This is a genomic window from Acinetobacter haemolyticus, assembly GCF_900406815.1.
Taxonomy (GTDB): domain Bacteria; phylum Pseudomonadota; class Gammaproteobacteria; order Pseudomonadales; family Moraxellaceae; genus Acinetobacter; species Acinetobacter haemolyticus_A.
The window spans coordinates 22,231-44,181 of the sequence record NZ_OVCN01000024.1 but is presented as its reverse complement, the minus strand read 5'-3'; the positions used below and the strand labels follow the sequence as shown (position 1 = coordinate 44,181).

Genomic DNA, 21,951 nt, shown 5'->3' with positions numbered 1-21,951 from the left:
ACTCCCTAACTACTCCTATCGATGCTAACACTATAGTATTATACAAGCTCGACCCTATCATCTACCACGCAAACGTTTAATCATCAGAACCATACTAGCCAAGCTCGCAAGACACGCGTCCGCTCGTCGGCTTCCTCCGATGTGTATACTATACAGGATTAATAAAAAATATAGTAAATAAAAAATGAAACCACTTATTGCATAAAGCTCTGAAGTTTTATCTTGGTAAAAAGTAACAGCTACCCCTACTAAGCTTAGCTTTAACAACAGTCCTATCAACTGCATCACAAGAGCAAGTTTTTGCTGACTTATTACATGTAAAGACATTGAAACTGGTGAAACAATAAATTGTAGAATAAACCAAGGTGTCATCCATGCAACAAGAATACCTGCTCTTTCCCATTCCTGTCCAAAAAGTAGAGGAAAAAAAACAGGTGCTACCATTCCTACAAAAAGAATTGGAGCAATACCAATTTTAGCAAGTTTAACCATACACTCTTGGGTAAACTCTGATAATCTATTTTCATTTTTAGCTTCATTCGCATGCGCATAATAAACTTGAGAAACTGAAGCTCCAATTAAAACCATTGGAATAATCATAATTTTACTAGCCAAAAGCAGGTAGCCCGCTTCTTTACTTTCTGCGATAGCTGCTATAAATAAAATTGGTAAATGAACTCCTGCTGAATTAAATAAAGCTTCTCCAACCGAATACTTAGGAAAGTAATTATAAGCGCTATAAGTTTTTAAAATATTTTTATTATTAAAACTTATTTTTTTATATTTAATTCTTTTTTTTATTAAGCTAAATACACCCGCACTATTATATAAGAACTGTCCCAAAAGCAGGCCAACTGAAGTATAGCCCCAATACCCTAATCCCAACTGAGTAACTACCGATGATGTTGACTGCTGTATTTTAGTTTGAGCTATACTCTTAAAATCTTTTACTCTTGTACTCCAAAATTTAAACGCAGAATACAAACTTGCAGCCCATACACCTAATGGCAATAGCCATAATATTTCTGGAAAATAATTATTTCCTAAAGCATTTTCAACTGAAATAGAAAACAAGTTTAATACTAAAGTTAAAAATATAGCAAATAAAGTACTATTAATGATTGATATTACTAATAAACTATCAGCTTCAGTATCACTTTCTGGCAATGGAATTGCTATTTCATAGCGTAAACATGCAACAACTGAAAATATACCCAATAAACTTGTATAGATTGCTAACTGGGAAAAGTCTTCTGGTGTATATAGTCTTGTAATGAATGGTAAAGCTAAAACTGTAATTGCATGAGCGAATGCAGTACCACCTATTAACATTGAAATAGACTTTAAAAAGCCTCCTTGCGCATTTAACTTGGCATTAACTTTATCAAGAAAGCTTTTCACAACTTATTTACTCAAAAGTGCCGCAACAATCTTTTCTTGAGCTTCTGCAGTCAAGTAGGGATGCATTGGCAAGCTCATAACTCTTTCCGCAATTTCATCACCGACGGGCAAACTCACACTTGCATCAGCCACTGCAGGTTGTTTATTCAAAGGGATCGGATAATGTACCGCAGTTGGAATTCCTTGAGCTTTTAATTTTTCCTGAACATGTGCACGATTATCGACCTGAATCGTATATTGTGCCCATGCACTGGTGTTATGTGGCTCAAGATATGGGGTTGTATGAATACCTGCCTGATTAAATAACTGATTATAAATTTCAGCTACTTTTTGGCGAGCTTGCATTTCATCATCCAAAATTTCTAGCTTTGGTAATAAAATGGCGGCCTGAATGGTATCTAGACGGCTATTCACACCCACACGGATATGATGGTAACGCTTGTCCTGACCGTGACGTGCAATCTGGCGAATCACTTTTGCCGACTCATCATCATTGGTAAAAATAGCACCACCATCTCCATAACACCCTAATGGTTTACTTGGGAAGAAACTTGTACAAGCAACTGTAGTCAAGTTACAGCTTTTACGACCTTTATAGGTTGCACCAAAGCTTTGCGCTGCATCTTCAATAACAGGAATACCATGCTTTTCAGCAATTGCATTGATTGCATCAAAGTCTGCACATTGGCCATATAAACTTACAGGAATAATGGCTTTTGTACGAGGGGTAATGGCTGCTTCTAGTTTTTCAACATCTAAATTATAAGTCTTCGGGTTTACATCAACATAGACAGGTTTTGCACCTAAAAGTGCAACTGTTTCAGCAGTAGCAATATAAGTAAACCCTGGCGTGATTACTTCATCACCCGGCCCAATACCAAACGCCATTTGTGCAATTTGCAAGGCATCTGTACCATTTGCACATGTAATACAGTATTTTGCACCGACATAGGCAGCTAACTTTTCTTCCAGCTCAGTTACTTCTGGACCTAAAATGTATTGACCATGTGTTAATACATTTTGAATACCCGCTTCAATCTTATCTTTTAAACGAGCTTGCTGAGCTTTTAAATCAATAAATTCAATCATTTTTATGCCTGTTCTTTGATTACAGTGCTACCAGATAATCGGTATATCGCACCTGTATGTGAACACACAGATTCTGCATTACCGGTTAAAGGTAAATCTAACTGTTCACCGAACTCACTCATCCAACCAATTTGTTTTGCTGGAACACCCACCATCAATGCATATGCTGGTACGTCTTTATTAATTACCGCACCTGCACCAACAAACGAGTATTCACCAATCGTCACACCGCAAACAATAGTGCAATTAGCACCCAATGTTGCACCCTTTTTCACCAGCGTGTCACGATATTGATCTTTACGCTCAATGAGTGAGCGAGGGTTATATACATTGGTAAATACCATGCTCGGCCCACAGAATACGCCTTCTTCCAAGGTCACGTTATCGTATACCGACACGTTATTTTGAACTTTACAATGATCGCCAATAACGACTTTATTGCCAACGAATACGTTTTGTCCTAAAGATACGCCTTGACCGATTTTGGCACCGCCACATACGTGAACAAAATGCCAAACTCGTGAATCGCTTCCTATTTGCGCACCTTGATCAACAATCGCTGTTTCATGTTGATAAAAGCTCATGCTTTTTTCACCTTTGCCAATAATGGATGAGGATTTTCCGGGTTTTCAACAATAGGAGAAACACGAATGACTTCAACTGTTTCAATCGCTGCTCGGTTTTCTTCCACACCGTAACCTTTGCCCTCTAATACACGCTGGTAGCTTTGGGTATGAAGATCGGTAAAGCCGCCTGAAAACTCAAGTTCTTCATTTTCAATGGTAATACTGCGATAAGTCAGTTTTTCACCTTGTACTGCATTGTCCGGAAGGTTATTGGCATCAATTGACAGGAACCATCGTACGCGCGCACGTTCGTATTCCAGATAACCTGAAGCCGTTTTTTCATCGCGGAAATGCACTTCATTTTTAATAATCTTGCCAAAAATAAAATGCAGCATGTCATAAAAATGCACACCGATATTGGTCGCGACCCCACCCGATTTGTTATCTACCCCTTTCCAGGATTTTAAATACCATTTACCACGAGAAGTGAGATAAGTCAGGTCAACATCAAATACTTTATCTGCTGGTGCAGCTTGAACTTTATCGCGCAGGGCAATAATAGACGGATGTAAACGTAACTGTAAAATTGAGTTTACCTTAGCACCATATTGCTTTTCATATTCTGAAAGCATATTTAAATCTTCTGAATTCAGTACCAATGGTTTTTCACAAATTACTTCAATACCGTTTTTCAACGCATATTTCATGTGAGGGGCATGTAAATAGTTGGGTGAGCAGATGGCAACATAATCCAGCTTTTCACCTTTTAATTTTTGGTCTTCTACATAGGCTTCAAATTCTTCAAACTCAGTAAAGAATTCTGCTTCAGGGAAGTGACTGTCCATAATTCCGACAGAGTCATTTACATCCATGGCTACAGCCAAAGTATTCCCTGTTTCTTTGATCGCTTTCAGGTGGCGGGGTGCGATATATCCAGCCGCACCGATAAGAGCAAATTTTTTCATCGTTTCACTTCTTTTCAATTTTTAAATTATAGACGGAATACTGTAAAACCTTGTTCAGTCATGCTTATACGGTCAAATAACCCTTTGACATCAGCAAGAACAGGTTGATTACTGCGCACATAGCTTTTTAGCTCGGCTGCAGACAAGTTACGGAATTCATTATGTCCCACCGCAACAACAAGTGCATCGACAGGATGTTCTGCATTGACCTGACCTAGTTCGATTCCATACTCATGCTTGACTTCGTTAGCATCTGCCCACGGGTCCGCAACGACCACTTGAGCACCCCAGGCTTCAAACTCTCTAATCAAGTCCGCGACTTTACTGTTACGGATATCCGGGCAGTTTTCTTTAAAGGTAACGCCGAGTACGCCTACTTTTGCACGAGGCACATCAATACCATTTTGTAGCATACGCTTAATGGTATTACGCGCCACATAGCGTGCCATATTGTCATTAATACGACGACCGGCCAAAATAACCTGTGGATGGTAGCCCACTTCTTCAGCTTTATGGGTTAAATAGTATGGATCGACACCAATACAATGCCCTCCCACCAGACCTGGACGGAATGGCAAGAAATTCCACTTACTGCCAGCAGCTTCAAGTACATCTATAGTATCAATACCCAAACGATCAAAAATCACCGAAAGTTCATTTACCAAGGCAATGTTTAAGTCTCGCTGTGTGTTTTCGATGACCTTGGCTGCTTCTGCAACTTTAATACTTGACGCTTTATGGGTTCCGGCAGTGATAATACTTGCATAAACCTGATCAACAAAATCTGCAACTTCTGGTGTACTACCACTGGTAATTTTCTTAATCTTGGTTAGCGTGTTCACTTTATCGCCAGGATTAATCCGTTCTGGACTATAACCTGCAAAGAAATCCTGATTAAACTTTAAGCCTGAAATTTGCTCAAGCACAGGAATACAGACTTCTTCGGTAGCACCAGGATAAACGGTAGATTCGTAAACAACGATATCGCCTTTTTTAATCACCTTACCTAAGGTCTCGCTCGCCTTTCTTAAAGGCGTTAAGTCTGGGCGGTTTACCTCATCAACAGGTGTAGGAACGGTGACAATAAAAAAATTACAATCTTTTAAATCGTCTAAATCTGCTGTATAGCTCAAATGAGAGGCTTGCTTTAATTCTTCTGGCGAAACTTCTAGCGTGTGATCTTGCCCACTTTTAAGTTCATCTACACGTTTTTGATGAATATCAAATCCAACAACCGAGACTTTCTTACCAAATTCAACTGCCAGTGGCAAACCGACATACCCTAAACCAATAATTGCTATTTTTAACTCGGCAAGTGTTAGCATAAATTGAAGCCTTATCCCTTACAATTTTTATCTGTAGATACTGCATAGAACAGCAATGAAATAATTGCGCGTACTATATAGTAGATTTTTTATAGCCTCTACATTTCAATTGTATGAATGTGTTTACAAGCTTTCATAACCTATACACTGCCGACCCTATATCGTGAAGTCCATCACAATATTATAAATTAAGTGGTAAGTTTTATACTTAGTAATGTTTAAATCAATTTACTTATCATAAAGTCAACGATTGTTTGACTAGCTGTGCCATCACCATAGGGATTGTGTGCTTCGGACATCATCTTGTAGGTTGTTAGATTTTCTAATAAATCAATCACAGCGTTTTCAATTGTATTCACATCGGTGCCTACTAAGCGCACCGTTCCTGCCTCAAGAGCTTCAGGACGTTCAGTTGTATCTCGCATGACTAAAACTGGTTTGCCTAAAGAAGGAGCTTCTTCTTGGATACCACCTGAGTCGGTCAAAATTAAATAACTACGATTCATCAAATAAACAAAGGGTAAATAATCCTGAGGTGCGATCAGAAAAACATTATTAATATTTGCCAGCAACTCATTTACAGGTTGCTGTACATTTGGGTTTAGATGGACAGGGTAAACGATCTGAATATCAGGATATTTTTTTGCAAGGTTTGCCAAAGCAGTACAAATATTGAGAAAACCTTGCCCGAAATTCTCACGACGATGCCCAGTGACTAAAATTAGTTTTTTACTTTTATCTAAAAAGCTAAATTCTTGCTCGAACTTCTGAATGAGTTGCTGCTGTTGCTCTACTTTGGTTTTAACCTGTAGTAAAGCATCAATCACGGTATTCCCTGTAATCACTACAGTTGCAGGGTTAACATTCTCATTCATCAAATTCTGATAGGATGACTGAGTCGGTGCAAAGTGATAATTTGCGAGAACACCCGTGAGTTGACGATTTGCCTCTTCTGGCCAAGGGGAGTAGAGATCACCTGTCCGCAATCCTGCTTCGACATGACCAATTTTAATTTTATGATAATAACCCGCTAATGAAGCAGCAAATGTTGTCGCGGTATCACCATGAACAAGAATCAGGTCCGGCATCCACTCTGCAAATACCTGTTCAAGCCCTTTCAAAACACCTGAAGTTACATCCGATAAGGTTTGTCCAGGTTTCATTAAATTAAGATCAAAATCAGGTGTTAAATTAAATAATTCTAAAACTTGATCTAACATCTGACGATGCTGTCCCGTCACACATACCTTGGTTTCAAAGTCTTGATCGTATGCTTGTAATTTTAATACTAAAGGTGCCATTTTAATTGCTTCTGGTCGTGTACCGAATATCAGTAAAATTCTTTTTTTCATTTGATCTCACCTATTATTTTTTATGCAAAGCTATCATACAATACATCCTCTCAACGAAAACTGTTCAGAACGTTTTTACTTCATGAAGTTACAATAAAAAGGTTCTGTTCAGAGCGGAAAAATCCTCACAGAAAAGAAAAGTCTGTTTATAAATGTCGATCATTGCAGTAATACTAAACATACAAAGCCCCTATATTTCTCAATGCTTTTTTGAGTTTTTTCAGCTAGAATTGGACAAATTCTGGGCCTCAAGACAGTGAGTTTTCTGGCTACTGATATTAATTAGATATAAATAATCAAGGGTCGTGTGTGAAGTATTATCAGCTTTTTTCTATTCTCGCGGTGAGTATCGCTGCAACTAGTTGTGCTGTTACCTCGGGCTTACAAACCTATGACATCCCAGCAGAAGGGGTGTATACCACCGATCTGGGAACAACGGTCAATGTCATTAAGATAGATCAGGAAAACTTAGTTGCTATACAACCCGCACAAGTGAACTATCAACACCAATACAACGCTTTATTTCAAAAACAACAAGTTAGCTATCACTTAAGTGCAGGTGATGTGCTTTCCATTCAACTTTGGGCTTATCCTGAAATTACTCCACCAACCACCTCAGTCAGCAATGAGCAAGCTGTCCAAGCTTTAGGTTACCCAATTGATTCGAGTGGTTACATTCAACTGCCTTTAGTCGGTCGTTATAAAGCTGCAGGGAAAAGCTTGGCGCAGCTAAATACTGAGCTACGTAGCCAGTTTGCACGTTATTTAAAAAATCCTGATGTTATTGTTCGTGTCTTGTCTTATCAGGGCCAACGTTATTCAGTACAAGGCAGTGTGCTTCGTGGTGGTCAATTTTATTTAAATGACCAACCAACCAGTATTTATACTGCACTCGGTATGGCGGGTGGCATTAATGACAAAGGCGCAAATACTTATATTCAGCTCATCCGTAATGGTCAAACTTACGATCTGAACACAATTGAACTTGAAAAGTCAGGCTACTCACTACATAAACTTTTAGTACAACCCAATGATACGATTTATGTGAGCACGAGAGAGAATCAAAAAATTTATGTGATGGGTGAATCTGGTAAGAATCAGGCGTTACCTATGCGTGATCAAGGCATGACCTTAAGTGATGCTTTAGGTGAGAGCTTAGGGATCAACCCTCTATCAGCTAGCGCTAGCCGCATTTACGTACTGAGAACCAATCCAAATGATCGCAGCACCGCACTTTATCATATGAATTTGATGAGTTTGGGTGATTTTGGCCTCGCCAATCAATTTAAATTGCGTAGTAACGATATCGTCTATGTAGATGCAACTGGTTTAACCCGTTGGCAGCGCGTGGTCAACCAAATTATTCCATTCTCAAGTGCTTTATATAATATTGATCGTTTGGGGAACTGATGCAGATTAAAAATATCTTGGTGATCTGTGTAGGAAATATCTGTCGTAGCCCGATGGCAGAATATTTGTTAAAGCAAGCCTATCCCCAACTTCATATTGAATCTGCTGGTATCTCAGGTTTAACAGGTCATCCAGCAGATGAAAAAGCGCTGCATTGCATGCAAGCACTTGATATCGATATGAGTGCACATATTGCAAAAAAGCTAAAAGCCGAACATCTTAAAAATGCGGATTTGGTTTTGGTGATGAGTCAAAATCAACAAAAACATATTGAACAAACATGGCCATTTGCTAAAGGCAAAGTCTTTCGCCTAGGACATTGGCAAAATAAAAATGTGTCCGATCCCTATCAACATGATCAAGCTTTTTTTGATAGTACATGCCAGCTGATTCAGCAGTGCGTGGCTGATTGGAAAAAATATATTTAACTTTTAGATTTAAGATTATGAGCCAAAATACCAATACTGAAGATACGATTGACTTAAAGGAACTTTTCTTTGCGCTACTGGCGCAATGGAAACTCATCGCATTATGCGTCATGCTCAGTCTTGTATGTGCATTGTTATATCTGCGTACCACACCAAATACATATTCCGTCGATGCGCTAGTACAAGTTGAAAGTAGTAAAGGTGCTTCAGCTGCACTTCTGGGTGATCTTTCTCAGGTTGTTGACCAAAAATCCCCTGCCCAATCTGAAATCGAAATTTTAAAATCGCGCTTAGTCCTTGGCTCAGTGATTCAAGCATTAAACCTCGATATCAATATTTCAAATCCGAATGATACTTTTGCACAACGGTTACTTGGAAAACCTGATGATGCTATCGAATATGCTCCTAAAGGCATCACATTTCAAGATGGTCAAAAGTCCTTTGAAGTTCGTCAATTTGATGTTCCGCAAGCGTTTTTGGACAAAACACTCAACTTAAACTTTAAAGCGGATCAGTTTGAATTAATTGATACACAAACAGATGAGATACTCTTGTCTGCGCCATTAAATCAAGTTAATCAACTTTCAAATCGTTATGGGGTATGGAAACTTAGTGTTTTCTCAAGAGATCAACTAGAGACTGACTACCTGATTCGTAAACGCTCTTTACCATCTGCAGTAAAATCAATTAGTGCTAGGTACTCCGTTGCAGAAAAAGGTAAATTAACTGGAATTTTAGGACTGAGCTATCAAGGTGAAGATAAACAACACATCACCAAAGTGCTCAATGCAATCTTATCCGCTTATAGCGCACAAAATGTCGCACGCAAATCCGCTGAAACGGCTCAAACCCTCAAGTTTTTGGATGAGCAATTGCCAGAGTTAAAACAACAACTCGACAAAGCTGAGCGCGAGTTCAATAAGTTCCGCCAACAGTACAATACTGTGGACGTTACCAAAGAGTCTGAGTTATATCTCACTCAAAGTATTACTTTAGAAACTAGAAAGATTGAACTTGAACAAAAACAAGCAGATATTGCAGCTAAATACACAGCTGAACACCCAGCAATGCGTGAGATTAATGCACAAATTACTGCACTGAACAAACAAATCGCCGATCTGAACAGCACATTGAAACAATTACCTGATTTACAAAGACAATATTTACAGCTTTATCGTGAAGTTGAAGTCAACACGCAATTATACACGGCGTTGTTAAACTCATATCAGCAGCTTCGTATTGCGAAAGCGGGTGAAATTGGTAATGTGCGTATTGTGGATACTGCAGTAGAACCTGTAGAGCCGATTAAGCCGAAAAAACTTCAAATTCTTATACTTGCAGTTTTCTTAGGTGGTTTCCTTGGGACGTTGATCGCTTTATTACGTAATATGCTACGTACCGGGATTAAAGATTCGTCTCAGATTGAACGAGAGCTTGATCTACCCGTTTATGCAACAGTACCTCGCTCTCCTGTTCAAGAAACTCGTATGAGTATCCTGAAAAAGAAAAAGAGCATTCCAATTTTGGCTGTTAAAAATAGCGATGATATTGCGATTGAAAGTTTACGGAGTATTCGTACCGCAATTCACTTTGCACTAAGCAACGCCAAAAACAATATTATAATGATTGCAGGTCCAGCACCTGAGGTAGGTAAGTCATTCATTTCAACTAATCTTGCAACGATCTTTGCTCAGAGTAATAAAAAGGTATTGTTGATTGATGCCGACCTACGTCGCGGGTATTTGCATAAATACTTTAGCAAAGATGTGAAACCAGGACTTGCTGAATTATTGACTGGCCAAGCTGAACTGAACCAAGTGATTCATGAAACTGAAGTGTCGGGCTTGAGTATTATGACTCGAGGAAAAAACCCAGCCAATCCATCTGAAATTTTAAGCTCTGAACAGTTTAAAACATTGCTTGAAACACTCAGTTCTCAATATGACCATATCATCATCGATACGCCACCGATTTTGGCAGTAACGGATGGTATTATCATTTCACAATACGTTGGGGTCACTTTATTGGTTGCTCGTTATGCGAAATCACACATTAAAGAACTTGAGCTCAGTTTAAATCGTTTCGATCAAGCTGGTGTTAAAGTGAATGGATTCATCTTGAATGATATTCAACGTGCCAGCGGTGGTTATGGCTATGGTTATAACTATGCTTATGCCTACAAAGCAAATAACAAAGATGACTAAGTTCTCTCTGCTTGCATAATGATAAAGCCAGATCAATGATCTGGCTTTATTGCAAAACAAGACAATGACATCTTTTAAAAAACATAAAGCCTATAAAAAATACACGCATTTTTCTGATCAGTTATTCAATGCGAAAGCAGAGACATGCTAAGATCAATGCCATATTTTTTTATCAAAATCTCAATTTTGGACATCTCATGAGTAAAGCGTTACCTGTTATTGTCGCAGCCGTTTTAGGCGGTGCAGCCCTTGTTCCAATTTATTATGCCACTCAACATCCTGCGACTGAGCTTGGTAGTAAAGCTGATAAAAATGCAGCCCCAGTTGCTAAAATTAGTTATGCCTTAGGTTATGAAGTAGCAAAACAGACTCCTCCAGAGTTAGAAACAAGCGCATTTATCACAGGTTTCCGTGATGGACATGCAGATAAACCTGCTGCTTATACCGAGGAAGAGTTACAAGCCGCTTACGTAGCGTTTCAACAAGATATGCAACAAAAGCAAATCGAAGAGTCTCAAAAAGCTGAAGCAACCAGCAATACATTCTTAACGGAAAATGCCAAGAAAGAAGGCATCAAAACCACTGCTTCGGGCTTGCAATATAAAATTACTAAAGAAGGTACAGGTAAACAGCCAACTGCAGCTTCAGTAGTGAAAGTACATTACAAAGGTCAGTTGACTGACGGTAAGGTATTTGACAGTTCTTATGATCGCGGTGAGCCAATCGAATTCCCACTCAATCAAGTGATTCCTGGTTGGACCGAAGGCTTACAATTGATGAAAGAAGGCGGTAAAGCAACTTTATACATTCCTGCAAACTTAGGTTATGGTGCTCAGGGAGTTCCTGGTTCTATTCCACCAAATAGCACTTTGATTTTTGATGTCGAACTCATCACGGTTAAATAATAGATATAGGGAGAGCATGTGCTCTCCCTTATTTTTGGAAAAGCATTCTGGAAGAAATAATGAAAAAATTTAGTTTAATTTTAATGAGTATGCTGATGGGTAGCGCTTATGCTGCACCAATCACTTTGAAAAGCCCGCAACAAGAGCAGTTGGGTTATAGCTACGGTTATTTAATGGGTAAAGGCAATGCAAATACCCTCAAAGATTTAAATATTGAGGCTTTTATACAAGGCTTAAAAGAAGCGACTCAAGGCAAGCCAGCATCCTTAAGCGATGAAGAAATGGCCAATGTCCTCAATCAGTATAAAAAACGCATAGAAGCCAAACAACTGGTTGAGTTTCAAGAGCTTGCCCAAGAAAATGATAAACTCGGTAAAGCGTTCTTAATAGAAAATCGTAAAAAAGCCAATATAGTAACCACGAGATCAGGTTTACAGTATCAAGTACTGCAAGCAGGCAAAGGAAAGTCACCTAAAGCAAGTGCAACGGTAAAGGTTAACTATGAAGGACGTTTACTTGATGGTACCGTTTTTGATAGTTCAATTGCCCGCAATCAACCAGTCGAATTTAAACTCAGTCAAGTAATTCCAGGCTGGACTGAAGGTCTACAAACCATGAAAGAAGGGGGTAAAAGTCGTTTCTTTATTCCTTCGAATCTCGCGTATGGTGAAGTCGGTGCAGGTGACGCGATTGGTCCAAACAGCACACTGATTTTTGAAATTGAGCTCATCGAAGTAAAATAATTTAATTTTGTCTCCCTCCTTTATAAAAGGAGGGGGCTTTTAACACTTATATTTAATGTTTCAAATGTCTTGGTCTAAATCCTGTTACCACCAATCCAACTACATAGGCAACCACGCCAATCACACATAAGCCCATAACCTCAGCAACACGCAACCACTGTGAAATATCACCTTGATACCACGTTAAGCCATACCACAAGGCAGCAATCATCACGATATTGGCAACACTAAATTGGAAAGCGAGTTTCTTCCAATGTGCCCCAAAGCGATAAATATTGCGCTTATGCAAATAGTAATAGAGTAAGCCTGCATTCACTAAAGCCGAGCCTGAAGACGCCATCGCCAACGCCATGTGCTCCGCCTCCCAGCCATTCAATTTGAATAAGCCAATGAAGAGAACATTTAAAATCGCATTCGCAGCAACAGCGATTAAGCCTACACGCACAGGTGTCTTAGTATCTTGCTGGGCATAAAATCCTGGGGCAAAAACTTTGATCAGCATAAATGAAATGACGCCTGCACTCATACATTGCAAGGCCAAAGCGGTCATTTGAGTATCTTGTAAGGTAAACTCACCGCGTTGGAATAAGGCCTGAATAATCGGTGTAGACAACATAAATAAAGCGATGCTGGCTGGAATGCCCACCAACATGATGATCTTTGCTGCCCAATCCAACATTCCTCTAAACTTTGTTTGATCCTGTTCCGCATGACGAGCCGACAATGAAGGTAAAATCACGGTACCAATCGCGACCCCAATCAGACCTAATGGCAGCTCAGTCATACGTTCAGCACTATACAACCACGACACTGACCCATCTTGCATAAACGATGCCCAGATGGTATTCAGTAATAAATTGATTTGCGTGACAGAAACACCAAATAATGCGGGTAGCATTAATTTTAAGATGCGATCCACACCTTCGTGTTTAAAGTCAACTTTTGGTGGAATCAATAATTTCTTTTTCCATAATTCAGGAATCTGGATCGCCAGTTGCAGTACACCTGCTACCACCACTGCCCACCCTAGCGCCATGATCGGTTCTGCCATAAAAGGTGTCAGCCACCATGCACCTGCGATCATTGCAATGTTCAGTAATACGGGGGCAAATGCAGGTGAGGCAAAAGAGCCATAACTATTTAAAATACTGCTGGCAAAAGCCGTCAGTGACATAAACATCAAATAAGGAATAGTGAGGCGAAACAAATCTACCGCAAGTGCAAATTTTTCTGGATCTTTATGAAAGCCAGGTGCATAGATATAGATGATCACAGGTGCAGCAATCATTGCAATCAGCGTCAGCAGTGACATTGCCGTCAATAAACATCCAAACACACGGCTAATGAGAATTTGGACTTCAGCATGGGTACGACTGGTTTTATATTCCGTCAAAACAGGAATAAAAGCTTGTGAAAATGCCCCTTCCGCAAACAACCGTCGAAAAAAGTTGGGAATACGAAACGCCACGACAAAGGTATCGAAGTCCTTACCTGCACCAAAAACATTGAGCAGTACAATGTCTCGTACCAATCCAAGTACTCGAGATAACATCGTCATTGCACTGACAATAACAGTCGATCGCCACAATGCCATCGCACTCACCTACGGCTTATTTTTCAAAAGCGTTATTGTAATAAAAGTTCAAACAAATTTCGTTGTAGAATCATAAATCTGATGCTGTTTTTTCACTTCATTTGTGTTTCGCGAGCATATTACGAAATAATTGCCAATCAAAATATGGGCCTGGATCAGTTTTACGCTGAGGTGCAATATCCGAATGCCCTGCAATATGGCGTTGAATCTTAGGATATGCTTGACGCAGTGTGTGCACCACCTCAACTAAGGCTTGATATTGTTCAGGCTCAAATGGCAGATCATCACTCCCCTCTAGCTCAATCCCAATCGAATAATCATTACATTCTTTTTGAGCGAGATAGCTAGAACGTCCTGCATGCCACGAACGATCATGAAAGTTCACAAATTGAATCACTTCACCTGTACGTAAAATCAAAAGATGTGCGGACACCTGCATACCTTCAATGGTCTGAAAATAAGGGTGCACAGACCAGTCCAATTGATTCTGAAAAAACTGCTGAATATAACCACCACCAAACTGCGACGGCGGTAAGCTGATGTTATGGATCACAATCAATTGAATATCGGTATCAGGGGGGCGTACATTAAAATTTGGTGATGCAATCTGTGTTGCACCCAATAATATTCCATCTTGCACTTGCGTAAATCTAGATTGTGACATTGTGACTCGAATCAGCAATTTAATATTTATGTTTCCATTTTGACATGCTTTATCCAGAATAATCGAGATGAAATACTTATTTTTTAAGCCGAGGGTGCTAATATAAGCCCCAAGTTTTTTAGTCAAAATCTACTGGAAATGGTATGAGTATTCCTCAATCTTTGCTTGAACAATCTATTCAAATCAATATTCAACAAGCATTACAAGAAGATATTGGGGACGGTGATATCACCGCCATGCTCACACCAGCAGATGAACAAGCAACTGCAACCATTATTAGCCGTGAAGAAATGGTCTTGGCGGGTCAACCTTGGGTCAATGCACTGATTCAAGCTTATGACAACACGGTTCAAGTCACTTGGTTAAAACAAGAAGGTGATGTTGTGACTGCCAATGAAGCTTTTTTAAAGCTTGCAGGTTCAGCCCGTAGTTTATTGACAGTGGAACGTCCAGCTTTAAACTTTATCCAGACACTTTCAGCAGTTGCAACCAAAACAGCCAGTTATGTAAAACAACTGGATGGCTTACATACCAAACTACTCGATACACGAAAAACCTTACCTGGTTTACGCATCGCACAAAAATATGCAGTGGCTGTAGGTGGTGGTCAAAACCATCGTTTAGGTTTATTTGATGCCTTCCTGATTAAAGAAAATCACATCATGGCAGCGGGTGGTATTGCACAAGCGATTACCAAAGCCCATGAAATCGCGCCAGGTAAACCTGTCGAAGTTGAAGTTGAAACTTGGGGCGAACTCAATCAGGCACTTGAGGCAGGTGCGGATATTGTCATGTTAGATAACTTTAGTCAGCAACAAATGATTGATGCTGTAAAACATGTTGCAGGTCGCTGTAAATTAGAAGCTTCTGGCAATATCACCATTGAAAATTTACGTGAAGTGGCAACGACAGGCGTAGATTACATTTCAATGGGTGTGCTCACTAAAGATGTAAGAGCGGTTGATTTATCAATGCGTTTTAATGCTTAAATCTGCTCGGAATCATTTTTATGCATCGTTGATTGATTAGTAAACGAAGCATCTGGTTTTGAATGATCAGGTGCTTTGGTCTGTTCAGTCCACGCTGATTTTGACTCGGTCACATCATTTGAACGTGGATCAACTGCCATCAATACAAACGTGACTGCAGTTAAAAAGACCAGAAAAATCTGTAACATCATTTCCCCTATTGTTCTTCATTTCAATTTTTGCTCAATCTATCAAAATAAAATGGGATAAATCAGAGACGCTCTGTTACTTTATGCAAAAGCTGATTGCGCTTATGTTTCCGAGAGATGTTCGGGCTACTTTCGTTTTATTTCATACACGCATATAATGCTAAACATCTCAATTTAAAATAAAAATTAATTAAACAAGATGGACAGCATATTTGAAAGCGTATTTCATGTCATTTTTAAAATTCTCAGATTCATTTTTATCGACATTATTTTTAGGATCATTGGACAAATTATTGTTGAAGGATTATTTCGTACGACGGGATATTGTCTTGTCCATTTTTATCGTCGACATCAGCGTGTAAGATTTGATAGCGATGAAGTGTGTATTGTCGGTTTTCTGGCTTGGCTGTTTATTATTTTATTCTGTGTCTACTGGTTCCTTATTCGTTAGTATTTCATCCATAAGCAGCCTAACATCTCCGTTAGACTGCCTATGGATGACTATTCAAAATCAATGAAAGCCTCTAGGTTTCAATAAAACCCATATATGGATCTGAAATAGAGTCTTGATTGGTTTCAATACGGCCTGCAAAGCGTCGGCTGTAACTTGGATCATTTTCAATGCTCACGGTAAAATCATACCAACCACCAAAGTCAGACATCTCCCAGTTTAATTCTTTCTCAGTGGCTGTCGTTTCGATTTGCCATGTTTGATTAGGTAAATAGGCATTGGCTTTTACAATCAGCTTGGCAGTCTGCATACCCTCATTCCGTACTTTCAAGATTAGTTTAGGGTCGCACTCCTCCATACACACGCGAATCTCTGGCTGTGCTTGGATTTGTATCGACTGGGTCAAATTTCCAGTGAAATGGCGATGAAAACCATTGGGTCCCAATACCCATAAATCGTACTGTTCATCTTGAGTCTGCCATACATCATCCAATTGCTGACCCGCCTCAACCATATATCGACGTGGAATCGCCTCTAAATTTAATTTGTTATATACATGAAAGACTGCGGCGTGTGTTCCTGTATTTGAAAACATGAGCTGCACCGTTTTATTCGATACATCAACTTTTGCGCTGCTATGCAAAACATAAGGCAAAGCTCGTGATGGACGAATACCCATCTCTTGCACTGGATGACTTTGATTTGAAGGACGACTGACTTGCGCCAAACGCTCTTGTGCTTTACGAATCGCATCTGCCTCAGCTTTACTTTTCTGCCCTACAAGATTTGGCAAAGGTAAAAGATTGGGTGTTTTAAAATCAAAAGCTGAGGTTAAGTCACCACACACCGCTCGACGATATGGACTAATATTTGGCTCTTCCACACCAAAACATTGCTCCAAAAATCGGATTACTGAAGAGTGGTCAAATACTTGTGAATTCACCCATCCGCCACGACTCCATGGGGAAAGAATATACATCGGTACTCGGACACCAGGACCATAAACGCCGATCCCATTACTCACTTTTGGATCAGTAAAGTTTGGTTGGCCTAAAGAGGCTTTGCCATGTGTCGCATATTCATAGGACATCTGCTCTTCATTTAAAGTCGACTTTCCATGTACTGTCCCCGAGGCATCCTTCGATGGCGCGCTAGGAGATGGTACATGGTCAAAGAAACCATCATTCTCATCAAAATTAATTAAGAAGACTGTCTGGCTCCAGAGTTCAGGATTGTCTGTGAGCGCATTTAAAGCCTCTTGGATATACCAAGCACCCTGTACTGGACTAGAGGGACCAGGATGCTCACTATAAGTTGCTGGTGCAATTACCCAACTCACTTGTGGCAATTGTCCTTGAGCAATATCATCTTTAAATGAAGCCAAAAAACCACCATCTGGCATGGTATTGGCTATCCCTTTATATAAAGGTTGATGGGTATCAATCGCAGGATCATAAGCTGGGCAAGCGGTAATATGATTGACAGGTTTACCCGATAATTCATTGGCACGGCGGTACTTTTTAAAGCCAGCTAAAGGATTATCGGTAAAGTTATCTGGCATATTTTGATAAACTTTCCATGTCACATCCGCTTGTTGTAACCGCTCTGGATAGGTCGTCCAATCATATCCAATCAAAGATGATCCAATTGAATCTAGATCATTGACTACACTTGCAACATTTGCTGCAGTTGGACCATTGGTTCCTGTCCAAATAAACATACGATTTGAATTTGTTCCTGTATGCATCGCACAGTGGTATGCATCACATAAGGTAAAAGCATTCGCTAAGGCGAATTGAAACTCAACTTCTTGTTGTTTGTAGTAACCCATTGAATGAGGTTGTTTGTATTTAACCCAATCCCCCATGCGACCATGATCCCAAGCAAACTGACCATCTGTCCATGAATGGGGCGTTCCACTTACTCGTTGGGCATTGCCCTGAGTGCTGTCCAAGTGATATGGATAAACTTTGTTTTTATTTGCGTCATACTGCTCCCAAACCTTTCGCTTTTGGCTAAGAGGAATAGTGAAGCGATCACCAAAACCTCGTACTCCTTTCAATGTGCCAAAATAATTATCAAAAGAACGGTTTTCTTGGGTCAAAATCACCACATGTTTGACATCTTTGATCGTCCCAGTTTCCACTTTGGCATCGATAGCGAGGGCTTTTTGGATACTGAGTGGAAAACTCGTAAGTGCTGCTGTTCCAAACAAAGCTTTGGTTGAATTCAATAAAAAATCACGACGATTCATGGGTTATATGTCCTTAATTATTGTTCTTATGGGGCACAATGAATTTTGCAGTTTGATGTTGGCGGCTTTGGATCTGGCGTTGTGTTATTGGTATCGCCATTATTATTTTCGTCGCATGCGCTTAATAAGAGAAAGCTACTGCTTAACAGGGCTAATAAGAAATATCGCATTTTGCTATCCGTTAAAATATTCGTGCAGATAGTCAATACAATGTAAATGACAGTTCAATGATGGATTTATAGCAATTCGATGACATCTTCATCGATAAAAAAAAGGCGGTCTAAAAAAACCAGACCGCCCGCACTATCAACTGGAACTTACCAACCGAGTGCTTGCTGTTGCTTTTGAATCAATTCTGCGATTCCTTTTTCTGCAAGCTCTAACATGGCATTACACTGTTGGCGAGTAAACGGCTTATCTTCCGCCGTTCCCTGAATTTCAATAAATTCACCCGCTTGTGTCATCACCACGTTTAAATCCGTTTGGCAATTTGAATCTTCTTCGTAGCATAAATCGAGGAGAACTTCGTCTTGATACATTCCCACCGAGATTGCAGCGATCAGACCTTTTAAAGGGTCTTGTTTAATTTTTTTGTTGCTCAGCAATACATTCATTGCATCAACCAAAGCCACTGCTGCACCTGTAATTGCTGCGGTACGCGTTCCGCCATCCGCTTGGATCACATCACAGTCAATCGTAATGGTGTTTTCACCTAACTTCTTCAAATCCACCATGGCACGTAAACTACGACCAATTAAACGTTGAATCTCTTGAGTACGACCACTTTGCTTACCACGTGCCGCTTCACGATCACTACGGGTATGTGTTGAACGCGGTAACATGCCATATTCAGCAGTCACCCAACCTTGCCCCTGTCCTTTTAAAAAACGTGGAACAGAGTTGTCAATGCTTGCTGTACACAGCACTTTGGTATGACCAAACTCAACCAAAACTGAACCTTCAGCGTAACGGGTATAGTTACGGGTAATTTTTACCTCTCGTAATTGGTCTAATGCTCTCTGGTCAATACGCATAATGATTCCTTAAAACTATGGCACAAATGTAATTGCGCCATAGTATAGCTCATTTGCCTATCTATTCAGTTTTACTTATTCGTTACAATTCACTCATTTAAGCAAACTTCAATTTTGCTTTCAGTTTGCTTATGGCTTGAGCAATATGGCTACTGACATCATTTGGCAATGAACATTTGGCTAAACGTACCCAAACCGTCCAGAACTGCTTCATAAAGTTCGCTTCGTTATAGTTCACCCCATATTCAGCACATAATGCTCTGATTTTAGGTGCAACTTCTTCATAACGGTTGGCTGGCATATCAGGGAATAAATGATGTTCAATTTGATGGCTCAAGTTACCACTCATAAAGTGCATCCATTTCCCACCTGTGAAGTTGCTTGAACCACGAATCTGACGTAAGTACCATTCAGCCTTGGTTTCATTTTCAGTATTGTCTGCTTCAAAAGTTTCAGCATCTTCAGTGAAGTGACCATTAAAAATCACTGCTGATGACCAAAGATTACGGATAATATTCGCCACTGCATTTCCGGCTAATACAGGGATAAAATTAATGGTCGCAATCGCAGGGAAAAATACATAGTCTTTTAAAACTTGGCGTTTCGCTTTTTTGCGGAACTCAGCAGCGTCTGCCCATACCTGTTTCCAGGTTTTGGTTTTATAGACTAAAGCATCTTCCAAATGTAAGTTTTGTACGCCCACATACCACTGGAAAAAGAACATCAATTGCAATGCCAATGGAATATTAGCTAAGTGGCGTACTTCCCACTTCTGATCTTCACTCACTCGCAAAATACCATAGCCGACATCATGGTCTTTACCGACGATATTGGTGTAGGTATGGTGCATATAGTTATGGGTATAACGCCAGTCATTACCTGAACAGGTATTGTCCCAATCATAGTCTTCACCGCGTAAGCTTGGATCATTCAGCCAGTCAAACTGACCATGCATGACATTGTGGCCAAGCTCCATGTTTTCTACGATCTTAGATACACCTAGCATTGCTGTTCCGACCAACCATACTGGTGGAATCCAGCCTCCAAACATCAACATACTACGTGATGCGATTTCGGTATAACGCACAAAGTTACGTACTTTGTAGATATATTTCGAATCCTGTTCACCGAGGTTCTGCATGACCTCAAGACGAATCTCTTCTACACGGCGGCCAAACTCTGCAACTTGCTCAGGTGTTAAATGAGCTGATTTTGATGCTGTTTTAAATTCTAATGCCATATTCATTGCGATAATCCTCAATATTTCTTTTTATAGGGTTATAGGTCAATCGTGACTGGGCTAAGCGCCTGACTCACACATAATTTGATTGCGCGGTTCGGTTGATCATCAATTTCACCCGTGATCACGTTTTGCGTCACACCGCTGACTTTGGTACAGCTACAGCGGTTACATACCCCCATGCGGCAACCGTGTTGTGGGCGTAAACCCGCTTGTTCTGCACTACTTAGGAGATTCGTGGTGGCAATAAAGTTCTGCTGTGCACGGCGGAACGTAATCGGTTGAGCTTCATTGGACTGTTCTAACTGCACAGGTTGGAAAAACTCTTGATGGAAATTTTCCGCCGCATCATGTTGCGTATAGATCACTTGTGCTTGACGCATCATGCTGTGGTGACCACAAGCATAGGCTTGAACTTCCTTAAAATTCGGCACCAGTTTCTCTAATAAAGCGATATCTAAATGTTGCTTTTGTTCAGCCGTATTAAAGAAATGATATTTTAGTTGTGGATATTGTTCCGCCAAATCCACGATCTCTTGGTGGAACACTTCAGCACGGTTAAAGTACACCACATGAATTTCTTTTAAGTTCTGTGCAATCGCTTGTTGCAATAAAGAATAAATGGCGGTGATACCAGAACCTGATGCAATTAATAGTGCAGGTTGCTGTCCTTGGTGCAGAACAAAATCACCTTGCGCTTGTGAGATTTCGACACAATCCCCCACATGTAAAAGCTGAGCTGCGCTAGAGACCAGACCTTGGACTTTTATTCCCAGACGGATCTCACCTTGCGACGTAATATCAATAATTGAATAACTACGTTGATGATAAACCCCTTGAATCATCAAGGTAATCAAAACACTTTGACCTGCACATACTTGCGAAAGATCAAAGTTTTGGTTTGGTTTTAAAGTCAATAAAACCATATCAGTACTTAATGAGCGGACTGCTGTCACTTCAGCAAGAATACGCTTCCAAGCAAAAGTTGGTTTTATTTTTTGCAAAACAAAATCAACAAAATCTTCTCTAATCCAGTGTGGCTGATACCCTAACTTTGCGTTCATACGTTCCTCGTTTTGTATCTGGCTATTTATATTGAGTGAACAAATGTTCATGTAGTGAACATGTGTACACTATATTCATTTGTGT

At 40.0% G+C, this 21,951-nt stretch carries 19 protein-coding genes; 6 read left to right on the top strand and 13 right to left on the bottom strand.

Features of this window, described 5'->3' with window-relative positions; genetic code table 11:
- Positions 1–57 precede the first annotated feature (57 nt).
- The 6 genes from DK207_RS14600 to wecB all read right to left on the bottom strand — a co-directional run bounded on the left by DK207_RS14600 (position 58) and on the right by wecB (position 6,698).
- Positions 58–1,401 (bottom strand): lipopolysaccharide biosynthesis protein, encoded by a 1,344-nt coding sequence (locus DK207_RS14600; protein ID WP_109441817.1) that lies wholly within the window; start codon positions 1,399–1,401, stop codon positions 58–60.
- Between the two features lie 3 nt (positions 1,402–1,404).
- On the bottom strand, positions 1,405–2,490 hold the full coding sequence (locus DK207_RS14595; RefSeq protein ID WP_109441816.1) for a DegT/DnrJ/EryC1/StrS family aminotransferase: 1,086 nt from the start codon (positions 2,488–2,490) through the stop codon (positions 1,405–1,407).
- A gap of 2 nt (positions 2,491–2,492) precedes the next feature.
- Positions 2,493–3,074 (bottom strand): UDP-2-acetamido-3-amino-2,3-dideoxy-D-glucuronate N-acetyltransferase, encoded by a 582-nt coding sequence (gene wbpD / locus DK207_RS14590; RefSeq protein WP_109441815.1) that lies wholly within the window; start codon positions 3,072–3,074, stop codon positions 2,493–2,495.
- Positions 3,071–4,021, bottom strand: coding sequence for a Gfo/Idh/MocA family protein (locus DK207_RS14585; RefSeq protein WP_109441814.1), 951 nt, complete (start codon positions 4,019–4,021; stop codon positions 3,071–3,073). The genes wbpD and DK207_RS14585 overlap by 4 nt, the downstream gene beginning before the upstream one ends.
- A gap of 26 nt (positions 4,022–4,047) precedes the next feature.
- Positions 4,048–5,346 carry a Vi polysaccharide biosynthesis UDP-N-acetylglucosamine C-6 dehydrogenase TviB gene (gene tviB, locus DK207_RS14580; RefSeq protein WP_109441813.1) on the bottom strand — a complete coding sequence of 433 codons (1,299 nt, stop codon included), beginning with the start codon at positions 5,344–5,346 and terminating at the stop codon, positions 4,048–4,050.
- Between the two features lie 218 nt (positions 5,347–5,564).
- Positions 5,565–6,698 (bottom strand): non-hydrolyzing UDP-N-acetylglucosamine 2-epimerase, encoded by a 1,134-nt coding sequence (wecB, locus tag DK207_RS14575; protein WP_109441812.1) that lies wholly within the window; start codon positions 6,696–6,698, stop codon positions 5,565–5,567.
- 309 nt (positions 6,699–7,007) lie between these two features.
- Between wecB and DK207_RS14570 the strand changes: the two genes are divergently transcribed.
- From DK207_RS14570 to DK207_RS14550, 5 genes are all read left to right on the top strand, one after another.
- Positions 7,008–8,108, top strand: coding sequence for a polysaccharide biosynthesis/export family protein (locus DK207_RS14570; RefSeq protein WP_109441811.1), 1,101 nt, complete (start codon positions 7,008–7,010; stop codon positions 8,106–8,108).
- On the top strand, positions 8,108–8,536 hold the full coding sequence (locus tag DK207_RS14565) for a low molecular weight protein-tyrosine-phosphatase (RefSeq protein ID WP_109441810.1): 429 nt from the start codon (positions 8,108–8,110) through the stop codon (positions 8,534–8,536). The genes DK207_RS14570 and DK207_RS14565 overlap by 1 nt, the downstream gene beginning before the upstream one ends.
- Before the next feature lie 17 nt (positions 8,537–8,553).
- Positions 8,554–10,740 carry a polysaccharide biosynthesis tyrosine autokinase gene (locus DK207_RS14560; RefSeq protein WP_109441809.1) on the top strand — a complete coding sequence of 729 codons (2,187 nt, stop codon included), beginning with the start codon at positions 8,554–8,556 and terminating at the stop codon, positions 10,738–10,740.
- A gap of 197 nt (positions 10,741–10,937) precedes the next feature.
- Positions 10,938–11,645, top strand: coding sequence for an FKBP-type peptidyl-prolyl cis-trans isomerase (locus DK207_RS14555; RefSeq protein WP_109441808.1), 708 nt, complete (start codon positions 10,938–10,940; stop codon positions 11,643–11,645).
- Between the two features lie 59 nt (positions 11,646–11,704).
- Complete coding sequence (locus DK207_RS14550) at positions 11,705–12,388, top strand: FKBP-type peptidyl-prolyl cis-trans isomerase (RefSeq protein ID WP_109441807.1); 684 nt, start codon at positions 11,705–11,707, stop codon at positions 12,386–12,388.
- A 52-nt stretch (positions 12,389–12,440) separates the two neighbouring features.
- Here DK207_RS14550 and murJ read toward each other — a convergent pair whose 3' ends face one another.
- Together murJ and ampD are read right to left on the bottom strand one after the other, a co-directional pair.
- A complete protein-coding gene (gene murJ / locus DK207_RS14545) occupies positions 12,441–13,991 on the bottom strand; it encodes a murein biosynthesis integral membrane protein MurJ (protein WP_171293699.1) in 1,551 nt (516 codons plus the stop codon).
- 88 nt (positions 13,992–14,079) lie between these two features.
- Positions 14,080–14,646 (bottom strand): 1,6-anhydro-N-acetylmuramyl-L-alanine amidase AmpD, encoded by a 567-nt coding sequence (gene ampD, locus DK207_RS14540; RefSeq protein ID WP_109441805.1) that lies wholly within the window; start codon positions 14,644–14,646, stop codon positions 14,080–14,082.
- 143 nt (positions 14,647–14,789) lie between these two features.
- On the opposite strand from ampD, the gene nadC reads away from it, so the two are divergent.
- Entirely contained in the window at positions 14,790–15,635 is an 846-nt protein-coding gene (gene nadC, locus DK207_RS14535; RefSeq protein ID WP_109441804.1) for a carboxylating nicotinate-nucleotide diphosphorylase, read from the top strand.
- Here nadC and DK207_RS14530 read toward each other — a convergent pair.
- From DK207_RS14530 to DK207_RS14505, 5 genes are all read right to left on the bottom strand, one after another.
- Positions 15,632–15,823, bottom strand: coding sequence for a hypothetical protein (locus DK207_RS14530; protein WP_109441803.1), 192 nt, complete (start codon positions 15,821–15,823; stop codon positions 15,632–15,634). The two genes, nadC and DK207_RS14530, sit on opposite strands and share 4 nt — an antisense overlap.
- 524 nt (positions 15,824–16,347) lie before the next feature.
- Positions 16,348–18,528 (bottom strand): phosphocholine-specific phospholipase C, encoded by a 2,181-nt coding sequence (locus DK207_RS14520; RefSeq protein ID WP_109441801.1) that lies wholly within the window; start codon positions 18,526–18,528, stop codon positions 16,348–16,350.
- Between the two features lie 317 nt (positions 18,529–18,845).
- Positions 18,846–19,562 (bottom strand): ribonuclease PH, encoded by a 717-nt coding sequence (gene rph, locus DK207_RS14515; RefSeq protein WP_004637386.1) that lies wholly within the window; start codon positions 19,560–19,562, stop codon positions 18,846–18,848.
- A gap of 97 nt (positions 19,563–19,659) precedes the next feature.
- Positions 19,660–20,802, bottom strand: a complete 1,143-nt coding sequence (locus DK207_RS14510; protein ID WP_171293700.1) for a fatty acid desaturase family protein — start codon at positions 20,800–20,802, stop codon at positions 19,660–19,662.
- A gap of 38 nt (positions 20,803–20,840) precedes the next feature.
- Complete coding sequence (locus DK207_RS14505; protein ID WP_109441799.1) at positions 20,841–21,866, bottom strand: ferredoxin reductase; 1,026 nt, start codon at positions 21,864–21,866, stop codon at positions 20,841–20,843.
- Between the last annotated feature and the right edge of the window lie 85 nt (positions 21,867–21,951).